This is a genomic window from Bacteroides sp. An279 (assembly GCF_002159615.1).
Taxonomy (GTDB): domain Bacteria; phylum Bacteroidota; class Bacteroidia; order Bacteroidales; family Bacteroidaceae; genus Phocaeicola; species Phocaeicola intestinalis.
Window position 1 is genome coordinate 1 of the sequence record NZ_NFJA01000082.1, and the last position, 17581, is coordinate 17581.

The window sequence follows — 17581 nt, forward strand, 5'->3', positions numbered from 1 at the left end:
TCGCTCCTGTTCTTCGTCAGATAGCCCGCTATCTTCCTCATCACAGAAGCAAAAATGCCTCAAAAACTCATCCCAAATCATCGCACGATAAATTCAAAACAGCTTCTTATCCTTCATTATTTTTCAGACCAGCTTGTAAACACCTCCGGCATAATTGCGGATGATACCTTTTAATTCCAGTTCGAAGAGGATGCCACTCATGCGGGTTATGGGGATATTGCTTTCTACTACTAAGCTATTCACTTGCATGCCTTCGGTTTGTTTTTGAAGGAGTTGTACTACTTGTGTCTCTTCCGCGTTCAGTTCGGGAAACAGTTGCCGCTGGATAGCCGCAGGTATTTCTTTGGGGCGGTTCCAGTTCATTGCTTTCACCAGTTCTTCGGCGCTTTGAAGTAAAATGGCACGGTTGGAGCAGATAAGCCGGTTGCAGCCTTCAGAGTAAGTATCGTCTACCCGTCCGGGAAAGGCAAAACAATCCCGATGATAACTGTCGGCTATTTCGGCAGTAATCAGTGAGCCTCCTTTCAATGCCGATTCTACTACGATAGTAGCGTCACTGATACCTGCTACAATCCGGTTCCGTTTTACGAAGTTCTGTCTGTCGGGATTTGTTCCGCTCATAAATTCGGTCAGCAGTCCACCGTGGGTTGTCATTTCAATAGCCGTATGCCGGTGAATATATGGATAAATCCGGTCTAGTCCGTGTGCCAGTACACCTATTGTATCCAATTGGTATTGCAAGGCTGCGCGATGGGCATGGATGTCAATGCCGTATGCCAGCCCACTGACGATAAGAGTATCAGGCATCAGTTCTTGCAGGTCGTGTATGAAGCGGTCGCACAAGGCTTTGCCATAACCTGTGGCATTGCGTGTACCTACCATACTGATGATGTGGCGGCTGTTTAGGTCGGCATTGCCTTGATAAAACAAGACCAGTGGAGCATCACTACACTCGCGTAACCGGGAAGGGTAGTCTTCGTCATCGGAGGTAAGGCAGGCAATGTGGTTTTTCTCGGCAAAAGTAAGTTCGGCTTCACATCTGCGAAGTATTTCCGGATGGTCGAATGCTTGTAGAAGTCTGGGGCTGACTTGGGGTAGTAAGTCGCGTAACTCTTTGGTATGTGTAAAGAGGAAGGTGGCATTCCCTGCCGCTTGTAGCAGATTGTGGGCATGATTGATGCCGATGCCGGGCAGTTGGGTCAAGGCAAGCCGGTAAAGTGTTTCTTGTGTGTTCATTCGTTGAAATAAGGTGCAAAAAGGTTGTTGAAAAGTTCACTGTCACTCAGCCGTCCGTTGATGAGGCATACGGTTTCAACTGTTGATTTAATGGCTATTTTCATATCAGGCAAACGGAAAATATCTTGGTAGAAGACATATTTGATGCCTTCTTTCTTCAGATAGAGTTTGGAAACAAATTCGTCTCCGCTTTTCAGTGGTGTCTTGAATGCCATGGTCAGCCGTGCTACTACCGGATCAATACCTTCTGTATGAAGTTTGGCAAAACTGATGCCGGCAGACAATAAAAATTCATGCCGGGTGTGTTCAATGTAATGTTGGTAGTTAGCGTTGTTTACGATACCTTGCAGATCGCATTCATAGTCGCGTACTTTCATTTTCAGTTCATAGATATATTTCATGAGTTATTGAGTTTTTAAGTTATTGAGTTTTTAAGTTTTTGAGTTGGCAAGTTGACAAGTAAACAAGGCCTCGGATAGTAAAGGTATTTAAAACCTCGTCACCTTGTTACCTTGTCACCTCGTCACCTCGTCACCTTGTTTCCTTGTTACCTCGTTACCTTTTTCATATATTCGTACCCGATTCTGCAATACAAGCATTTCTTTGGGTCGCAATAGTTCTTTTTGAGTTGGATAAGCGCCTGGCTGTCTCCGGCATGGTTGGCTTTCAGTCCACATTCCTGCCAAGTCCGGATGATGTAATTGTTTTCCGGTTTCAGTTCTTCGAGGAAGCGGTTGGCGCGTTGGCAAAGGGCTTCGTTCGCTTTGTGTTTGCCATACGCATATAGAAAAGGAACTACCGTGTTGATGATAAGCAAGTCGATAGAATTGTTGCTTAACGTTTTCGGATGAGCGGGAGAAATTTCGCCGAATGTATAGTGTGTCAGCCAGTACTCGGAAGTACCTCCTCGGAGCAGTTCACGTACTTGCTTCAGGTTGTCTGTTTCCATCAGTTGGGAAAGTAATCCTTGTGAACGATGGTACAGGCAAGCCAATTGGGCAATACGTATATGTGGAAAATTGCCCGGGCGCAGCCGGAGAAAACGCCAATGGCAGTCTGCCGAGGGAGTAAGTCCGAATTTATGGCTGAGGTAAGCATATTCTTTTATCAAGGCTTCGGTATAAGTGTCTATCGGAAGCTCCTGCAACAGTCCGGCTTGTCCGAAAAATAGGGCTTCTACCTGAAATAGACTATCGCGGTGCTTGTTGACTGCTGTTAAAGGTACGGTTTTTGCCCATAATTCGAAGGTGTCACTATTCACTCCGAAACCAAAATTGCGCGCCAGAGTGATAAAGAAAGCATTTTCCCAGTCACTGTTGCAGGCTTTCAGTCGCTGGTGTATTTGTTCTGTCTTGCTTTCGAACCGTTCTACTTGCAAGGCGGATAGCCAGCTGTGCAAGAAGAACGCTGATAGGGAAGGAATCAGTTCATGACAAGCCGGATAACGGTCTTCCTGCAGCAATTGTTCGTAATGGGCAAGCAAGGCAGGCGGGCAATGCAGCTCCATTTGCGGGATAGGTTCGCCGTTGGTACGGACAGGGAAGGCATCCATTCGTGAAGCTACATGCAAAATGACTGAATCGTATGCCGGGTCAAGGTGGTGCCGGTGGGCAAACCAGTCGGACGCTTGCAGGTGTATTTCCACGTTGCCTACCCACAGCACACCGTTTAACTTGATTTTGGCGTTGAAGAAATCAGGGCCTGCATGTATATTGGGCAGTCCCACGTCGATGATTTCCACTGTTTGTCCATCGGTTGTTTGTAGCAGCTGAAGGGCAAAAAGTTTGTGTTTCCACACGTAATGTAAGAGTTGTTCCATGTTAATGAGGTGTAAATGTTCGCTAAATGTAATGATTAATAACGAAAAACGCTATCTTTGTGGCTGAATTTAATTGATTTATTTATGAAAATAGCATTAATCGGATATGGAAAGATGGGTAAAGAGATAGAAAAGGTCGCTCTTTCCCGCGGACATGAAATAGTAAGTATCATAGATGTGGACAATCATCAGGACATCGATTCTGATGCTTTCCGTTCAGCAGACGTAGCTATTGAGTTTACAGCTCCGGCAGTGGCATACGGCAATTGTATGGAGGCTTTCAAGCAAGGAGTGAAAGTTGTATCAGGTAGTACTGGCTGGATGGGTGAACACGGTGACGAGGTGCGCCGCTTGTGCAAGGAAGAAGGAAAGACGTTGTTCTGGTCATCCAATTTCAGCCTGGGGGTAGCTATATTCTCGGCGGTTAACAAGTATCTGGCTAAGATAATGAACCGTTTTCCCAACTATGATGTTTCGATGGTGGAAACACATCATATCCATAAGGTGGACGCACCCAGCGGTACAGCCATCACACTTGCCGAAGGTATCCTGGAAAACCTGGACCGTAAGAGTAAATGGGTAATGGGCACCTTAACTGCTCCCGACGGTACTGTAAGTGGAACAACGGAGTGTGCTCCAGATGAATTGCCGGTCAGTGCTATCCGGCGGGATGAAGTGCCGGGTATCCATACTATCCGCTACGAATCGGAAGCCGATTCCATCATCATTACACACGATGCAAAAAACCGGAAAGGGTTTGCCTTGGGGGCTGTACTGGCTGCTGAATATACAGCTGTTCACGAAGGCTTTTTGGGAATGAATGACTTATTTCAATTTTAAGGAACGGGTATGATACAAGCATCGCGCAGGCAATGGGTGAAATTCGGCATTGTCTTGTTTTTATACATTCTCTTTCTCATCTGGCTGAAAAGCTGGCTGGGTATAGTCGTCATCCCTTTTATCTTCGATGCCTATATCACCAAGAAAATACCTTGGACGTGGTGGAAAAAATCGAAGAATAAGGCGGTGCTCACGGTAATGGGGTGGGTAGATGCCATTGTGTTTGCATTGGTAGCGGTTTATTTCGTCAACCTGTATTTTTTCCAGAACTATGTTATTCCTTCTTCTTCGTTGGAGAAATCATTGTTGGTAGGCGACTATTTGTTCGTAAGCAAGATGAGTTATGGGGCTCGTATTCCACAGACTCCTTTGCATATGCCGCTCACTCAGCACACGCTTCCGGTCTTCAATTGTAAGTCGTATCTGGAATGGATTCATTGGGATTACAAGCGTGTGGGCGGATTGGGTACGGTAAAACTGAATGATATCGTGGTCTTTAATTTCCCGGCAGGAGATAGCGTGGCTACAGCCATACCTGCTGATGACTTGTACCGCTTGAGTTATGATGCAGGCAGACAATTGTCACAGCAGGTCGATTTCTCGCGCTTGGATGCCGAGCAGCAACGGCAAGTATTTGATTATTATTACGCAGCCGGACGCAAGTATATCGATGAAAACCCGCAACTATATGGAAAGGTCATCGCACGTCCGGTAGACCGGCGTGAGAATTATGTGAAACGTTGTGTTGGACTTCCGGGGCAGACGCTTCAGATAAAAGACCGCATTGTATATCTGGACGGTAAGGCAAACAAAGAGCCCGACAATGTACAATACCGCTATATCGTACATACGAAAGGCATGTTACCCGATGACCTGTGTCACGAACTGGGTATCAGTGCAGAGGACCGGGCTATGTATTATCCCGAGGAATCTGTTTATAATATACCGTTGACGGAGAAGGCGAAAGCAGGTCTTTTGGCACGCAAGGATATCGTGGCCTCTATCGAAAACATGCCTGATGAGGCTATCGAAGGACTTTACCCCGTAAATAAGGTGACCGGATGGACACTTGACAATTATGGTCCGATATGGATTCCAAAGAAGGGGGAGACCATCGACTTGACTTTGGACAACCTGCCTTTTTATGAACGTCCGATCCATGCTTACGAGGGAAATACCTTGGAAGTAAAGGAGGGTAGAATCTATATCAACGGACAGGAGACCACCCGTTATACATTTAAAATGGATTATTACTGGATGATGGGTGATAACCGGCATAATTCGGCCGATTCCCGTTTTTGGGGCTTTGTGCCTGAAGACCATATTGTGGGCAAGCCGATATTTATCTGGTTGTCCTTGGATCAAGACCGTGGATGGCTGGACGGTAAGGTTCGTTGGAACCGGTTGTTTAAGTTTGTGGATTCGATAAAATAACATAGCGTGTACGGGTTGGCCAGGCTTTAGATACCTGATGTATTGAAAACCTGGTCAGCCAGTACCTGATTAATTATATGAATGCAAGCTGGAAAACCATACTGAAAGGAATTGCCGGATGTGTGCTGGCGGTAGTATTGGTGAAAGCTTTCCTTGTCACGTCTTGCTTTATTCCTTCGTCGGGAATGGAAAACAGCCTTTACGAAGGCGAAGGGGTATTGGTGAACAAGTGGAGCTACGGTTTGCGTATGCCTTTTCCATCGGTATTCGGATACCACCGTATCGGTTCTTGCGATATCAGGAAAGGAGATATAGTCTTGTTCAACGACCCAAGTCCGGGTAATCCGTCCCGATGGATGGAGGGGCGTGGTGTGTTTATCAGCCGTTGTATAGGTAGGGCTGGAGATACATTGTTGTTGAACCGCGAGCTGATTGATGCGGAAAATGAAGTCTGGAGTCCCGACAACAAAGCTTTGTATGTATATCCTTCGGCACAAGAAGATACTGTACAGGCAATATTGAAGGCAGTAGGTATTTCTGAGAATCCTTTGGTGGGATATACCGAGGAAGGCGATTTCATCCGGAGCTTCAGCCGATATGAATTGTATCTCGTTGCGCAAAAGGGAAAAGGGAAGGTAATTTTTACACCGTTGAATGCCAAACTAGCAAAGGAGGTACATCCTTATGTGGTGCCCGAAAAAGGTATTCCGGTGATGGTCTATCCTTGGAATGCGGTATTGCTTTGCAACACCATTGTGTCGCATGAGGGGAAAAATGCCACCGTGCAGGGAGATACCTTGTGGGTGGAAGGAAAGCCGGTGCGTTCGTATACATTCAGTAAGGATTATTATTGGATGGCTTCGAATGACCCGGTCAATCTTGCCGACTCCCGTTTGTTTGGCTTTGTGCCCGAAGAATGCATCATTGGCAAAGCGTGGCGCATTTGGTTTACTACCCGGAAGGGGCGTTTTTTACAACGTGTAGAATAAAGAATGGAAAAAGAAATATTGTTAAGTTCGGCGTATCTGGCACCGGTAGAGTATTATACGAAACTCTATGCGTATGATAAGGTATATGTGGAACGGTTCGACCATTATGCGAAACAGACTTACCGGAACCGGTGTGTTATCGCTTCGGCGGCAGGACCGTTGGCTCTGACCATTCCTACCGAAAAGAGTGACGAACAGAAATGTTTGATGAAAGATGTGCGCATTTCCGACCATGGGAACTGGCGGCATGTGCATTGGAATGCATTTGTGGCGGGCTATAAGCACAGCCCGTTCTTTGATTATTATGCTGATGAATTCCAGGAGTTTTACAAGCGGAGGTATACTTTCTTGTATGATTTCAATGCTGATTTGTGCCGGTGGATATGCAGGCAACTGGATATGCAACCTTGCATTGTACCTACTGATGATTTTTGTGTATCACCCGAAGGGGTAGAAGACTTCCGCGAACGGATTCATCCGAAAAAGCCTTTTGAGGCTAATGACCCGCGGTTCGTGCCTAAGCCTTATTATCAGGTGTTCGATGCGCAAACCGGTTTCCTTCCGAACCTAAGCATCATCGATTTGTTATTCAATATGGGCCCCGAAGGATTACTGGTGCTGAAGGAAAGCTTTTATAATGAAGAATGATGAATGAAGAATTAAACTTGAAAACTTATAAACTTAAAAACTTATAAACTTAAAAACTTAAAAACTAAAGAATACAACGATATGAACAATATGCCAACTGTAACAAAAAATCTACTGATTATCAATGTACTGTGTTTTTTTGGCTATGTCGTGGCAAAACGGTACGGAATCGACTTGAACGATATGTTGGGGCTGCATTTCTTCCTGGCATCTGATTTCAACCCGGCACAGCTGATTACCTATATGTTCATGCATGCCAATTTCCAACATATTTTCTTCAATATGTTTGCAGTCTGGATGTTCGGACGTACGTTGGAAAATGTTTGGGGACCGAAGCGGTTCTTATTCTATTACATCTTGTGCGGTATCGGCGCCGGACTGATACAGGAAGCGGTGCAATACATCGAGTATGTAGTGAGTTTGTCACAATACGATGGGGTAGATACCGGTATGGGTGTCATTTCGATGGCAGAATACTTGAATATGCTGACCACTGTGGGAGCATCCGGGGCTGTATATGCCATCTTGCTGGCTTTCGGTATGCTGTTTCCCAATAGCGAGATGTTCATCTTTCCGATACCGATGCCTATCAAGGCGAAATACTTTGTTATTGGTTATGCCGTACTCGAACTGGTGCTGGGCATCAGTGGGGGAGACGGGGTGGCACACTTCGCTCATTTGGGAGGCATGCTTTTTGGATTCATATTAATCATTTATTGGAGAAAGAAAAATGGCGGCGGACAGCAGATTTATTACTAACCTGAAAGAGAACTTTAGGCGTGGGGATATTGTGACCCAACTTATTTACATTAATGTCGGCGTGTTTTTGCTTGTTGCCCTGGTGAACCTTTTCCTTACCTTATTTAATATGGGGGGAGGACAACAGTGGATGAATTACCTCATGTTTCCGGCATCGTTGGGGAGATTTATCCGCCAGCCTTGGTCGGTACTGAGCTATATGTTCATGCATGCCGGTATTTTGCACATCCTGTTCAATATGTTGTGGCTGTATTGGTTCGGACGGCTGTTCCTGAACTTTTTCTCGGCAAGACACCTGCGTGGATTATACGTGTTGGGAGGCATAGCCGGTGCGGTACTTTATATGGTGGCTTATAATCTTTTCCCTTACTTCCGGGATGCAGTCGCTTTTTCATACTTGCTGGGAGCTTCGGCATCAGTACTTGCCATAGTAGTGGCTACGGCGGTGCGTGAGCCAGATTATCCCGTACAATTTATGTTTATCGGAACGGTACGCTTGAAATATGTAGCTATCTTTATGGTAGTGCTCGACCTGTTGTTTATGACTGCAGACAATGCTGGAGGACATCTGGCTCATTTGGGAGGTGCTTTGGCTGGATGGTGGTTTGCTTCTGGTCTGGTAAAGGGGCGCGACCTAACCCGATGGATTAACATGGCTTTAGATTTTTGTTCGGGTCGTTGGCGTCAGACTCCCCGCAAGCCGAAGATGAAAGTGCATTATGGAGACAAAGAAAAAGATTACGACTTCAATGCACGCAAGAAAGCACGTGCTGATGAGATTGACCGTATATTGGACAAGCTCAGAAAGTCAGGTTACAATAGTCTGACCGAAGACGAAAAGAAAAGTCTGTTTGATGCAAGCAAGAAATGAAAATCGTTAAGCATTTCATACTGACCATTTTGGCCTTGTCGAATGGATTGATAGGCATAGCCTTTCTGGTTTGTGCCTATAGTCCTTATATTTCTCCGGTAGAACATCCGGTAGGAGCGTGTGCAGGTTTGTTCTTTCCCATATTTATGTGCCTGAACCTGGCTTTTTGTTTCGTCTGGCTTTGCCTGAAGCCATGGGGAGTGTGTTTGCCTTTGTTGTTTTTTGCTGCCGCATGGAACAGCTTGCGGATATATTTCCCCGTAGGTTCTATCAAAGAGGGTACGCCAGGAGCGAAGAACCTGAAATTTCTCACGTATAACACACAGGGCATTGCTGCCGGCGAGAAAGGAGAAACCGACGGAGAGAATCCTGTATTGGCTTATTTGCGCAAGAGTGGGGCAGACATTATCTGCCTGCAAGAGTTTATGCCGGGAGCCCATGCTTCGAAGGCACAAATAAAGGAAGCATTGGCGGCTTATCCGTATTCGAAAACGACACGTACGGAAGGGGGAGACATCTTGGCTTGTTATTCACGCTATCCCATTTTGTCGGAAGAGCGCATTGCGTATGCCAGTCAGTTTAACGGGAGTGTGATGTATCGCTTGAAAGTGGACGAAGATACAATCGTAGTTATCAATAACCATCTGGAGTCGAATAAATTGGACAGTTACGACAAGAAGGTGTACAACGATATCTTGAAGTCGCCCACTGAAGGCAATGTGAAGAGCGAGAGCAAATACCTGTTGCGCAAACTGGCAGATGCCGGGGCACTCCGGGGTCCGCAAGCCGATTCGGTGGCACAGGCTATCCGGCGGAACCGCTCACGTTATATGCTGGTTTGTGGTGATTTCAATGATTCTCCCCTTTCGTATGCCCATCGGGTTATCGGTGAAGGGCTGTGCGATGTATTCGTAGAGGCTGGTGCCGGTCCTGGATTTACTTATAATCAGAACCACTTTTATTTTCGCATCGACCATATCTTTGCTACTCCGGCATTTCGTGTACTCGAATGTAAGGTGGACCGCAGCATCCGTGCTTCCGACCATTATCCCGTATGGTGCATCTTGGAGAGGTGAACCGTCTGGAAAACTTGAGATGAGGAAAGCACTTACTTACATGGGCTTATGCATATAGGTGCGTTGTCCGATGTACTTATATGCGTAGAGCCGCGCACTTATATGCAATCGGTTCACTTCTTTGTCTGAAAAGGATTGTTTCTTGATGCCTGTTGCCGTTGAAATCCATCTTTTTTTGCATTGAAATGCCGAAATAATTAAAATCCTTTTCTTCATGTAAATGAAAAGAACTATATTTGCAACCTTGAATAAACGCATATTAATTAAAAAGTAAATAATAAATTAAAGTAACATGCAAAACAAAGGATTCGTAAAGTTTTTTGCGCTATTACTGACCTTGGTCTGCTTGTTCTACCTTTCGTTTTCTTTCGTGACCCGCTATCACATGAATAAGGCGGAGGAAGATCCGAAAGGCGAGACACATTATCTTGATTCGGTAATGAACAAGAAGGTATGGCTGGGCAGTTATACGCTGAAACAATGTCGTGAGATGGAAATCGGACTGGGCCTTGACTTGAAGGGTGGTATGAACGTCATCCTTGAAGTTTCTGTGCCGGATGTAGTGAAGGCGCTTGCCGACAACAAGACTGATGAAGCTTTCAACAAGGCTGTGGCAGAAGCTGCCAAGAAACAGGTGACCAGTCAGGAAGATTTTATCACACTGTTTGTGAGAGAGTATAAAAAGTTGGTTCCCGATGGCAAGCTTGCCGAGCTGTTCGCTACACAGCAGATGAAGGACAAGGTGAATACCCGCAGCACCGATGCTGAAGTGGAAAGAGCTTTGCGTGAAGAAGTGAAGGCTGCCATCGACAACTCATATAACGTGTTGCGTACACGTATCGACCGTTTCGGTGTGGTTCAGCCCAATATTCAGGCAGTAGAAGGTTCGATGGGACGCATCATGGTGGAATTGCCGGGTATCAAAGAACCGGAACGTGTGAGAAACCTTCTGCAAGGTTCTGCCAATCTGGAGTTTTGGGAAACATACGAAGCCAAGGATATTGTTCCTATATTGATGTCGGCCGATGAACGTGCCCGTCTAGCGATGGGGACTGCTACGGATTCGGAGAAGACCGACTCGGTGGAAATGAAGAAAGAAGAAGCCAAAGCCGCTCTTTCTTCGAAAGACAGCCTGGCCGCAGTACTGAAGGGAGAGACGGCCGAAGCTCAAAGCACCGCCGATTTGGAACAACTGAAGAAAGAACATCCGTTGCTGGCTGTTTTCCAGCCCAACCAAAGCGGTATAGGAGCTATCGTAGGATATGCTGACTATAAGGATACAGCTGCCATAAACAACATCTTGAATCTGAAGCAAGTGAAAGAAATCCTGCCGCGTGACCTGAAGTTGATGTGGGGCGTGAAGGCTTCGGAAATGGACCAGACGGGTCACATATTCGAATTGTATGCCATCCGCGTAACCGAGCGTAACGGACGTGCTCCGCTGGAAGGTGATGTCATCACAGATGCACGCGACTCATACGACCAGTTTAACAAGCCTTGTGTAACAATGTCGATGAATACCGACGGTTCGCGCCGCTGGGCAGCACTGACCAAGAAAAATATCGGCAAGGAAATAGCTATTGCACTGGATGGTTATGTATACAGTGCGCCGCGTGTAAATTCTGAGATTACGGGAGGTAATTCGGAAATCACCGGTAATTTTACTCCGGAAGTAACTAAAGACTTGGCTAACGTGCTGAAGTCGGGTAAGATGCCGGCTCCTGCCCGTATCGTACAGGAAGATATCGTAGGACCTTCGCTCGGGCAGCAGTCTATCAATCAGGGATTGGTTTCGTTTATAGTAGCCTTGATTGCCTTGATGGCTTACCTCTGCCTGATGTATGGTTTTATTCCAGGTATGATTGCCAATTTTGCACTGATATTCAACTTCTTCTTTACGATGGGTATTCTGGCTTCGTTCCAAGCCGCATTGACATTGTCCGGAATTGCCGGTATGGTGCTTTCGCTGGCCATGGCGGTGGATGCCAACGTGTTGATTCACGAACGTACCAAGGAAGAGATGAAGGCTGGAAAGACAATGAAAGAAGCAATCAATGCGGGTTATTCAGGTGCTTTCTCGGCCATCTTCGACTCTAACCTGACATCTATCATTACGGGTGTTATCCTGTTCTATTTCGGAACCGGACCTATCCGTGGATTTGCTACCACATTGATTATCGGTATCATCTGCTCATTCTTTACAGCAGTGTATATGACCCGTCTGGTTTACGAACATTTCCTGGCAAAAGGAAAGCTCCGTAACCTGACATTCTCTACTTCCATATCGAAGAACCTGTTCCAGAATGTGCATTTCAACTTTATGGGAATCATCAAACGTTCGTTTACCGTATGGGGTATTCTTATTCTGGTATGCGTAGTTTCGTTTGTGGTTCGTGGTTTGTCGCCCAGTATTGACTTTACAGGTGGACGTAACTTTGTTGTACAGTTCGACAAGGTGGTTCAGCCAGAAACCGTACGCGACTTATTGGAAAACAAGGTGGATGATGCCAATATCCAAGCCATTGCCTTGGGAACTGACGGACACCGTATCCGTGTGACCACCAACTATCGTATAGCCGAGGATGGTGCGAATGTAGATGCCGAAATAGAAGGTATTTTGTATAACGCTTTCAAGGAAGGCAATCTGTTGCCCGATGGTTTGACTCTCGAGCAGTTTGTTGACCGTGACAATACGGAAGGATGTTCCATCATCAGTTCGCAGAAGGTGGGTCCGAGCGTAGCAGACGACTTGAAGACATCTGCTGTATGGTCGGTCATCTTTGCCTTGATTGCTATCGGTCTGTATATCTTGATTCGGTTCAACAACATTGCATATAGTGTGGGTGCAACGGCTGCATTGGCGGTGGATACGCTGCTGGTAGTAGGTGCTTATTCTTTATGTTACGGTTGGATGCCGTTCTCATTGGAGGTAGACCAGACATTTATCGGTGCAGTATTGACGGTAATCGGTTATTCTATTAACGACAAGGTGGTTATATTCGACCGTGTGCGCGAGTTCTATCACCTGTATCCGAAACGTGAACGTACAAAACTGTTCAATGATTCTTTGAATACGACACTTGCCCGTACGTTGAATACCGGTCAGAGTACGTTGATTGTATTGCTTATCATTTTCTTCTTGGGAGGCGACAGCATCCGCAGTTTCTCATTTGCAATGATTCTGGGTGTGGTAGTCGGTACGTTCTCCTCATTGTTTGTAGCTGCTCCGGTGGCTTACTTGATGTTGGGAGGCCGGAAAGGACAGAAAGAAGAAACCGGAAAAGCCTGATAATATCATAATAAGGAATTGAGAAATTAAAGAAGTAAAGGAGTTAAGTCAATAGTCTGGTGGTGGAAAATCAGCTATAGGCTTAACTCCTTTATTATATAGACTCTTTTCTTCCTGTTTGCCCAGATGCAAATTCTTTCTTATCTTTGCAAAGTGCTGAGGTGACATTAGGCACTAACCGTTTTTTACGATAAACAATCTTAGAACAACAAGCATTATGTATACAGTCATCAAACGTATGGAAATATCGGCTTCGCACAGCCTGTCACTTTCTTATCCCAGCAAGTGCGAAAATCTGCATGGACATAACTGGATAATCACCGTATATTGCCGCAGCAAGGAGCTGGACGAGTGTGGTATGGTAGTTGATTTTTCTAAAATTAAAAAGATAGTAAAAGAACAAATGGATCACCGTCATTTGAATGAAGTATTCTCTTTTAATCCGACGGCAGAAAATATCGCTCGTTGGGTATGCGAACAGGTACCACATTGTTTTAAGGTGGAAGTAAGGGAATCGGAAGGCAATACGGTAATTTATGAGAAAGATTAACGAAATATTCTATAGTCTGCAAGGAGAAGGGGCACATGCAGGAACCCCTGCTGTATTTGTACGCTTTTCGGGATGCAATCTGAAGTGCGCTTTTTGTGATACATCGCATGAATCAGGAACGGAAATGAGCGATGAGGAAATTGTAGAAGAGGTATGTAAATATCCCTGCCGGATGGTTATTCTGACTGGAGGAGAGCCGGGGTTGTGGATAGACGATGCATTGGTTGATTTGTTGCACAAAGCCGGCAAATATGTTTCTGTCGAGACCAATGGAACACAAATCTTGCCCGAAACGGTAGACTGGGTAACCTGTTCTCCAAAAGAAGGAACAATTCTTCGCGTCAAGCATGTTGATGAAGTGAAAGTGGTTTATCTCGGACAAGATGTCTCTCCTTATTTATTAATAGAAGCAAAAGAACATTTCCTACAGCCGTGTTCGTGCCAAAATACAGAAGAAGTGATTGAGTATATAAAGAAGCATCCACAGTGGCGGTTAAGCCTTCAGATACACAAATTGATAAACATCCCTTGATTTACGATTTTACGATTTACTATTTTGTCATTTGCTTAAAATAGTAAATCGTAAATAGTAAAATAGTAAATAAAAGTACCTCGGAGGGGAATCGAACCCCTATTTAACGTTTAGGAAACGCTTGTTCTATCCGTTGAACTACCAAGGCGAGTGTGCAAATTTACTGCTTTTTGTGCTAATTCCCATATATTTGCTCAAGAAAAACACAAGGACCTTACATTTTTTGTAATAATTCTGCCTTTTTATTTTGATTTTTAAAGGAAGTTCCCCAATTTTGTGTGCATTTAATACGAGAACTCTAAAAAAATATAGTATGGCAAAAGAAATGATAGTCAAAGAACTGCATGATGTCGTAGTTCGTTTCTCGGGAGATTCGGGCGATGGCATGCAGCTTGCCGGAAATATGTTTTCAAATATTTCGGCTACGGAAGGAAATGATATCAGTACATTCCCCGATTATCCGGCTGATATACGGGCTCCGCAAGGTACGCTGACGGGAGTATCGGGCTTTCAGGTACATATCGGGTCGGGTAAGGTCTATACGCCGGGAGACAAATGTGATGTGTTGGTCGCTATGAACCCTGCTGCATTGAAAACACAGTACAAGTTCTGTAAGCCTCAAGCGGTTATTATCATCGATACGGACTCGTTTACCAAACGTGATTTGGAGAAAGCACAGTTCCAATTGGAAAACCCATTCTCTGAACTGGGTATCAAAAACGAAGTAGTAGAGGCAGCCATTACCACGATGTGCAAAGAGAGCCTGAAAGACAGCGGATTGGATAATAAGTCTATCATGCGTACCAAGAATATGTTTGCATTGGGACTGGTATGTTGGCTGTTCCACCGCGATGTCAGTGTAGGTGAAAAACTGCTGCGCGAGAAGTTTGCCAAGAAACCGGCAATAGCAGAAGCTAATATTAAGGTGCTTTACGATGGCTATCATTTTGGCGAAAACACACATGCTTCTGTTTCTGCCAGCTATACAGTACCGAGTAAGGAGCCTAAGGAAAAAGGGCGTTATATGGACATCAATGGCAACAAAGCGACTGCATACGGCTTGATTGCTGCTGCTGAAAAAGCCGGATTACAACTTTATTTGGGCTCGTATCCGATTACACCTGCCACTGATATCCTGCACGAATTGGCGAAGCATAAGTCATTAGGCGTAAAAACCGTGCAATGCGAAGACGAGATTGCCGGATGTGCTTCGGCTGTAGGTGCAGCTTTTGCCGGTGCACTTGCTGTCACTACTACTTCAGGACCGGGTATTTGCCTGAAGAGTGAGGCGATGAATCTGGCGGTGATAACCGAACTTCCATTGGTCATTGTGGATGTGCAGCGTGGAGGTCCCTCCACTGGTTTGCCTACCAAGTCGGAACAGACAGATTTGTTGCAGGTATTGTTCGGAAGAAACGGCGAAAGTCCGATGCCGGTCATCGCTGCCATTTCGCCTACCGATTGTTTCGATGCCGCTTTCATGGCCTGTAAGATAGCTTTAGAGCATATGACTCCCGTGGTATTGCTTACCGATGCCTACATCGCTAATGGTTCGGCTGCATGGCATTTACCCGATTTGGCGAAATATCCTGAGATTCGTCCGCCATACGTCAAGCCGGAAATGGCAGGCTCGTGGACGCCTTTCCAGCGTGACCCGAATTCGTTAGTACGTTATTGGGCGATACCTGGCACGAAAGGTTTCATGCACCGTATCGGAGGACTGGAAAAAAGCAGCGAGACAGGTGCCATCTCTACCGATCCCGAAAACCATCACTTGATGACGGGCATTCGTGCGGAAAAAGTAGCACGCATCGCTTCGTGCATTCCCGATTTGCAGGTAGAAGGATGTGAGGATGCAGATTTGTTGATCGTCGGTTTTGGCGGTACATACGGACATTTGCATTCTGCCATGGACATATTGAACGACCAGGGCAAGAAGGTGGCACTGGCACACTTCAAATACCTTAACCCGCTGCCGAAAAATACAGCAGAAGTGCTTCGCCGTTACAAGAAAGTTGTGGTGGCAGAGCAGAATATGGGACAGCTCGCAGGCTACCTGCGCATGAAGGTAGAAGGCATTCATCTCTATCAGTTTAATCAGGTGAAAGGACAGCCTTTCGTTGTGCAAGAACTGGTAGAAGCCTTTAATCGCATTCTGAATGCATAAGAGATAAGTTCTTTTAAGTTTTTAAGTTTTTCAGTTCTTAAGTTTTTAAGTTGAGAAAGAATAAACTCACGAACTTAAGAACTTGCAAACTTAAAAACTAAAAAACTCACGAACTTAAGAACTTGCAAACTTAAAAACTAAAAAACTCACGAACTTAAGAACTTGCAAACTTAAAAACTAAAAAACTCACGAACTTAAAAACTAAAAAACAACTATGTATACAGCAGCCGATTATAAAGCAGGCCAGCCGCGCTGGTGTCCCGGATGTGGCGACCATGCATTCTTGAACTCATTTCATAAGGCACTTGCCGAGTTGGGTGTACCTCCCCATGAAATAGCTGTTATCTCCGGTATCGGATGTTCATCGCGTTTGCCTTATTATATGAATACGTATGGTATGCACACCATTCACGGGCGTGCGGCAGCCATTGCTACAGGGGCAAAAGTGGCAAATCCGAATCTTACCATCTGGCAGATTTCGGGTGATGGTGACGGACTTGCCATTGGAGGAAATCATTTCATCCACGCTATTCGCCGTAATGTGGATATTAATATCATCTTGTTGAACAACCGTATTTACGGTTTGACGAAAGGACAATATTCGCCAACGTCAGCACGTGGCTTTGTCAGTAAGTCGTCACCTTACGGCACGGTAGAAGATCCTTTCCGGCCGGCAGAGCTTTGCTTTGGTGCCCGTGGACGCTTTTTTGCCCGCTGTGCAGCTGTAGATGGCGGACCATCTGTCGAGGTGTTGCAGGCAGCTGCCCGTCACAAAGGTACTTCGGTAGTGGAAGTGTTGCAGAATTGCGTTATCTTTAATGATGGCACGCACAATGCCGTAGCGAAAAAAGAAGACCGGGAACGCAATGCCATTTATCTGGAACATGGCAAACCTATGCTTTTCGGACCGAACCGGGAGTTTGGCTTGATGCAGGAAGGCTTTGGGCTGAAAGTCGTGAAATTGGGTGAAAACGGCATTACGGAGAGCGATATCCTTGTACACGACGCCCATTGTGAGGACCATACCTTGCAATTGAAGTTGGCATTGATGGAAGGACCGGATTTTCCCATTGCCTTGGGGGTAATCCGCGATGTGGAAGCTCCTACTTATGACGAAGCGGTAGAAGAGCAGATAAAGGAAGTGTCGGCAAAGAAACCATACCATAATTTTGCAGAATTGCTCGATACCAACGATACATGGGAAATCAAGTAATTTATTCAAGTTTAGCAAGTTGCAAAACTAGAGCCGTTATGTAAGTAACTAATTTAGAAGCTGTTTTGAATTTATCGTGCGATGATTTGGGATGAGTTTTTGAGGCATTTTCGCTTCTGTGATGAGGAAGATAGCGGGCTATCTGACGAAGAACAGGA

General features: G+C 45.5%; 15 protein-coding genes and 1 tRNA gene. 12 read left to right on the plus strand and 4 right to left on the minus strand.

The genetic code is table 11. The features are described from left to right. Positions 1–123: 123 nt before the first annotated feature. From dprA to B5F78_RS13035, 3 genes are all read right to left on the minus strand, one after another. Positions 124–1236, minus strand: coding sequence for a DNA-processing protein DprA (dprA, locus tag B5F78_RS13025; protein WP_022039299.1), 1113 nt, complete (start codon positions 1234–1236; stop codon positions 124–126). Continuing rightward, positions 1233–1637: an acyl-CoA thioesterase gene (locus tag B5F78_RS13030; protein ID WP_022039298.1), complete on the minus strand. Its 405-nt coding sequence runs from the start codon at positions 1635–1637 to the stop codon at positions 1233–1235. Before B5F78_RS13030 ends, dprA begins: the two co-directional genes overlap by 4 nt. A 146-nt stretch (positions 1638–1783) precedes the next feature. After that, the gene (locus B5F78_RS13035) at positions 1784–3055 is read right to left on the minus strand and encodes a DUF2851 family protein (RefSeq protein WP_087406925.1); all 1272 of its coding nucleotides are present in this window, start codon (positions 3053–3055) and stop codon (positions 1784–1786) included. A gap of 84 nt (positions 3056–3139) precedes the next feature. Here B5F78_RS13035 and dapB point away from each other — a divergent pair, with 84 nt between their 5' ends. The 10 genes from dapB to B5F78_RS13085 all read left to right on the plus strand — a co-directional run bounded on the left by dapB (position 3140) and on the right by B5F78_RS13085 (position 14043). Continuing rightward, positions 3140–3895 (plus strand): 4-hydroxy-tetrahydrodipicolinate reductase, encoded by a 756-nt coding sequence (gene dapB, locus B5F78_RS13040; protein WP_022039296.1) that lies wholly within the window; start codon positions 3140–3142, stop codon positions 3893–3895. Positions 3896–3904: 9 nt separating this feature from the next. Further along, positions 3905–5329: a S26 family signal peptidase gene (locus tag B5F78_RS13045; RefSeq protein ID WP_087406926.1), complete on the plus strand. Its 1425-nt coding sequence runs from the start codon at positions 3905–3907 to the stop codon at positions 5327–5329. A 77-nt stretch (positions 5330–5406) separates the two neighbouring features. Continuing rightward, positions 5407–6318, plus strand: coding sequence for a S26 family signal peptidase (locus B5F78_RS13050; RefSeq protein ID WP_022039294.1), 912 nt, complete (start codon positions 5407–5409; stop codon positions 6316–6318). Positions 6319–6321: 3 nt separating this feature from the next. Beyond that, the gene (locus tag B5F78_RS13055; RefSeq protein ID WP_087406927.1) at positions 6322–6966 is read left to right on the plus strand and encodes a WbqC family protein; all 645 of its coding nucleotides are present in this window, start codon (positions 6322–6324) and stop codon (positions 6964–6966) included. An 81-nt stretch (positions 6967–7047) separates the two neighbouring features. Further along, positions 7048–7725 (plus strand): rhomboid family intramembrane serine protease, encoded by a 678-nt coding sequence (locus tag B5F78_RS13060; RefSeq protein WP_087207123.1) that lies wholly within the window; start codon positions 7048–7050, stop codon positions 7723–7725. After that, the gene (locus B5F78_RS13065) at positions 7697–8596 is read left to right on the plus strand and encodes a rhomboid family intramembrane serine protease (protein ID WP_087207121.1); all 900 of its coding nucleotides are present in this window, start codon (positions 7697–7699) and stop codon (positions 8594–8596) included. Before B5F78_RS13060 ends, B5F78_RS13065 begins: the two co-directional genes overlap by 29 nt. Next, positions 8593–9672 (plus strand): endonuclease/exonuclease/phosphatase family protein, encoded by a 1080-nt coding sequence (locus tag B5F78_RS13070; RefSeq protein ID WP_087250004.1) that lies wholly within the window; start codon positions 8593–8595, stop codon positions 9670–9672. Before B5F78_RS13065 ends, B5F78_RS13070 begins: the two co-directional genes overlap by 4 nt. A gap of 292 nt (positions 9673–9964) precedes the next feature. Beyond that, positions 9965–12961, plus strand: coding sequence for a protein translocase subunit SecDF (secDF, locus tag B5F78_RS13075; RefSeq protein ID WP_087406928.1), 2997 nt, complete (start codon positions 9965–9967; stop codon positions 12959–12961). Positions 12962–13178: 217 nt separating this feature from the next. Next, on the plus strand, positions 13179–13511 hold the full coding sequence (gene queD / locus B5F78_RS13080) for a 6-carboxytetrahydropterin synthase QueD (protein ID WP_022039288.1): 333 nt from the start codon (positions 13179–13181) through the stop codon (positions 13509–13511). Continuing rightward, positions 13498–14043, plus strand: coding sequence for a 7-carboxy-7-deazaguanine synthase QueE (locus B5F78_RS13085; RefSeq protein ID WP_087406929.1), 546 nt, complete (start codon positions 13498–13500; stop codon positions 14041–14043). The genes queD and B5F78_RS13085 overlap by 14 nt, the downstream gene beginning before the upstream one ends. 76 nt (positions 14044–14119) lie before the next feature. On the opposite strand, the gene B5F78_RS13090 is transcribed toward B5F78_RS13085, so the two are convergent. After that, positions 14120–14191 (minus strand) — tRNA-Arg (locus B5F78_RS13090). Positions 14192–14356: 165 nt separating this feature from the next. Between B5F78_RS13090 and B5F78_RS13095 the strand changes: the two genes are divergently transcribed. Both B5F78_RS13095 and B5F78_RS13100 read left to right on the plus strand, forming a co-directional pair. Beyond that, positions 14357–16210: a 2-oxoacid:acceptor oxidoreductase subunit alpha gene (locus B5F78_RS13095; RefSeq protein WP_022039286.1), complete on the plus strand. Its 1854-nt coding sequence runs from the start codon at positions 14357–14359 to the stop codon at positions 16208–16210. Between the two features lie 214 nt (positions 16211–16424). Beyond that, positions 16425–17423 (plus strand): 2-oxoacid:ferredoxin oxidoreductase subunit beta, encoded by a 999-nt coding sequence (locus B5F78_RS13100; protein ID WP_022039285.1) that lies wholly within the window; start codon positions 16425–16427, stop codon positions 17421–17423. The last annotated feature ends 158 nt before the right edge of the window (positions 17424–17581 follow it).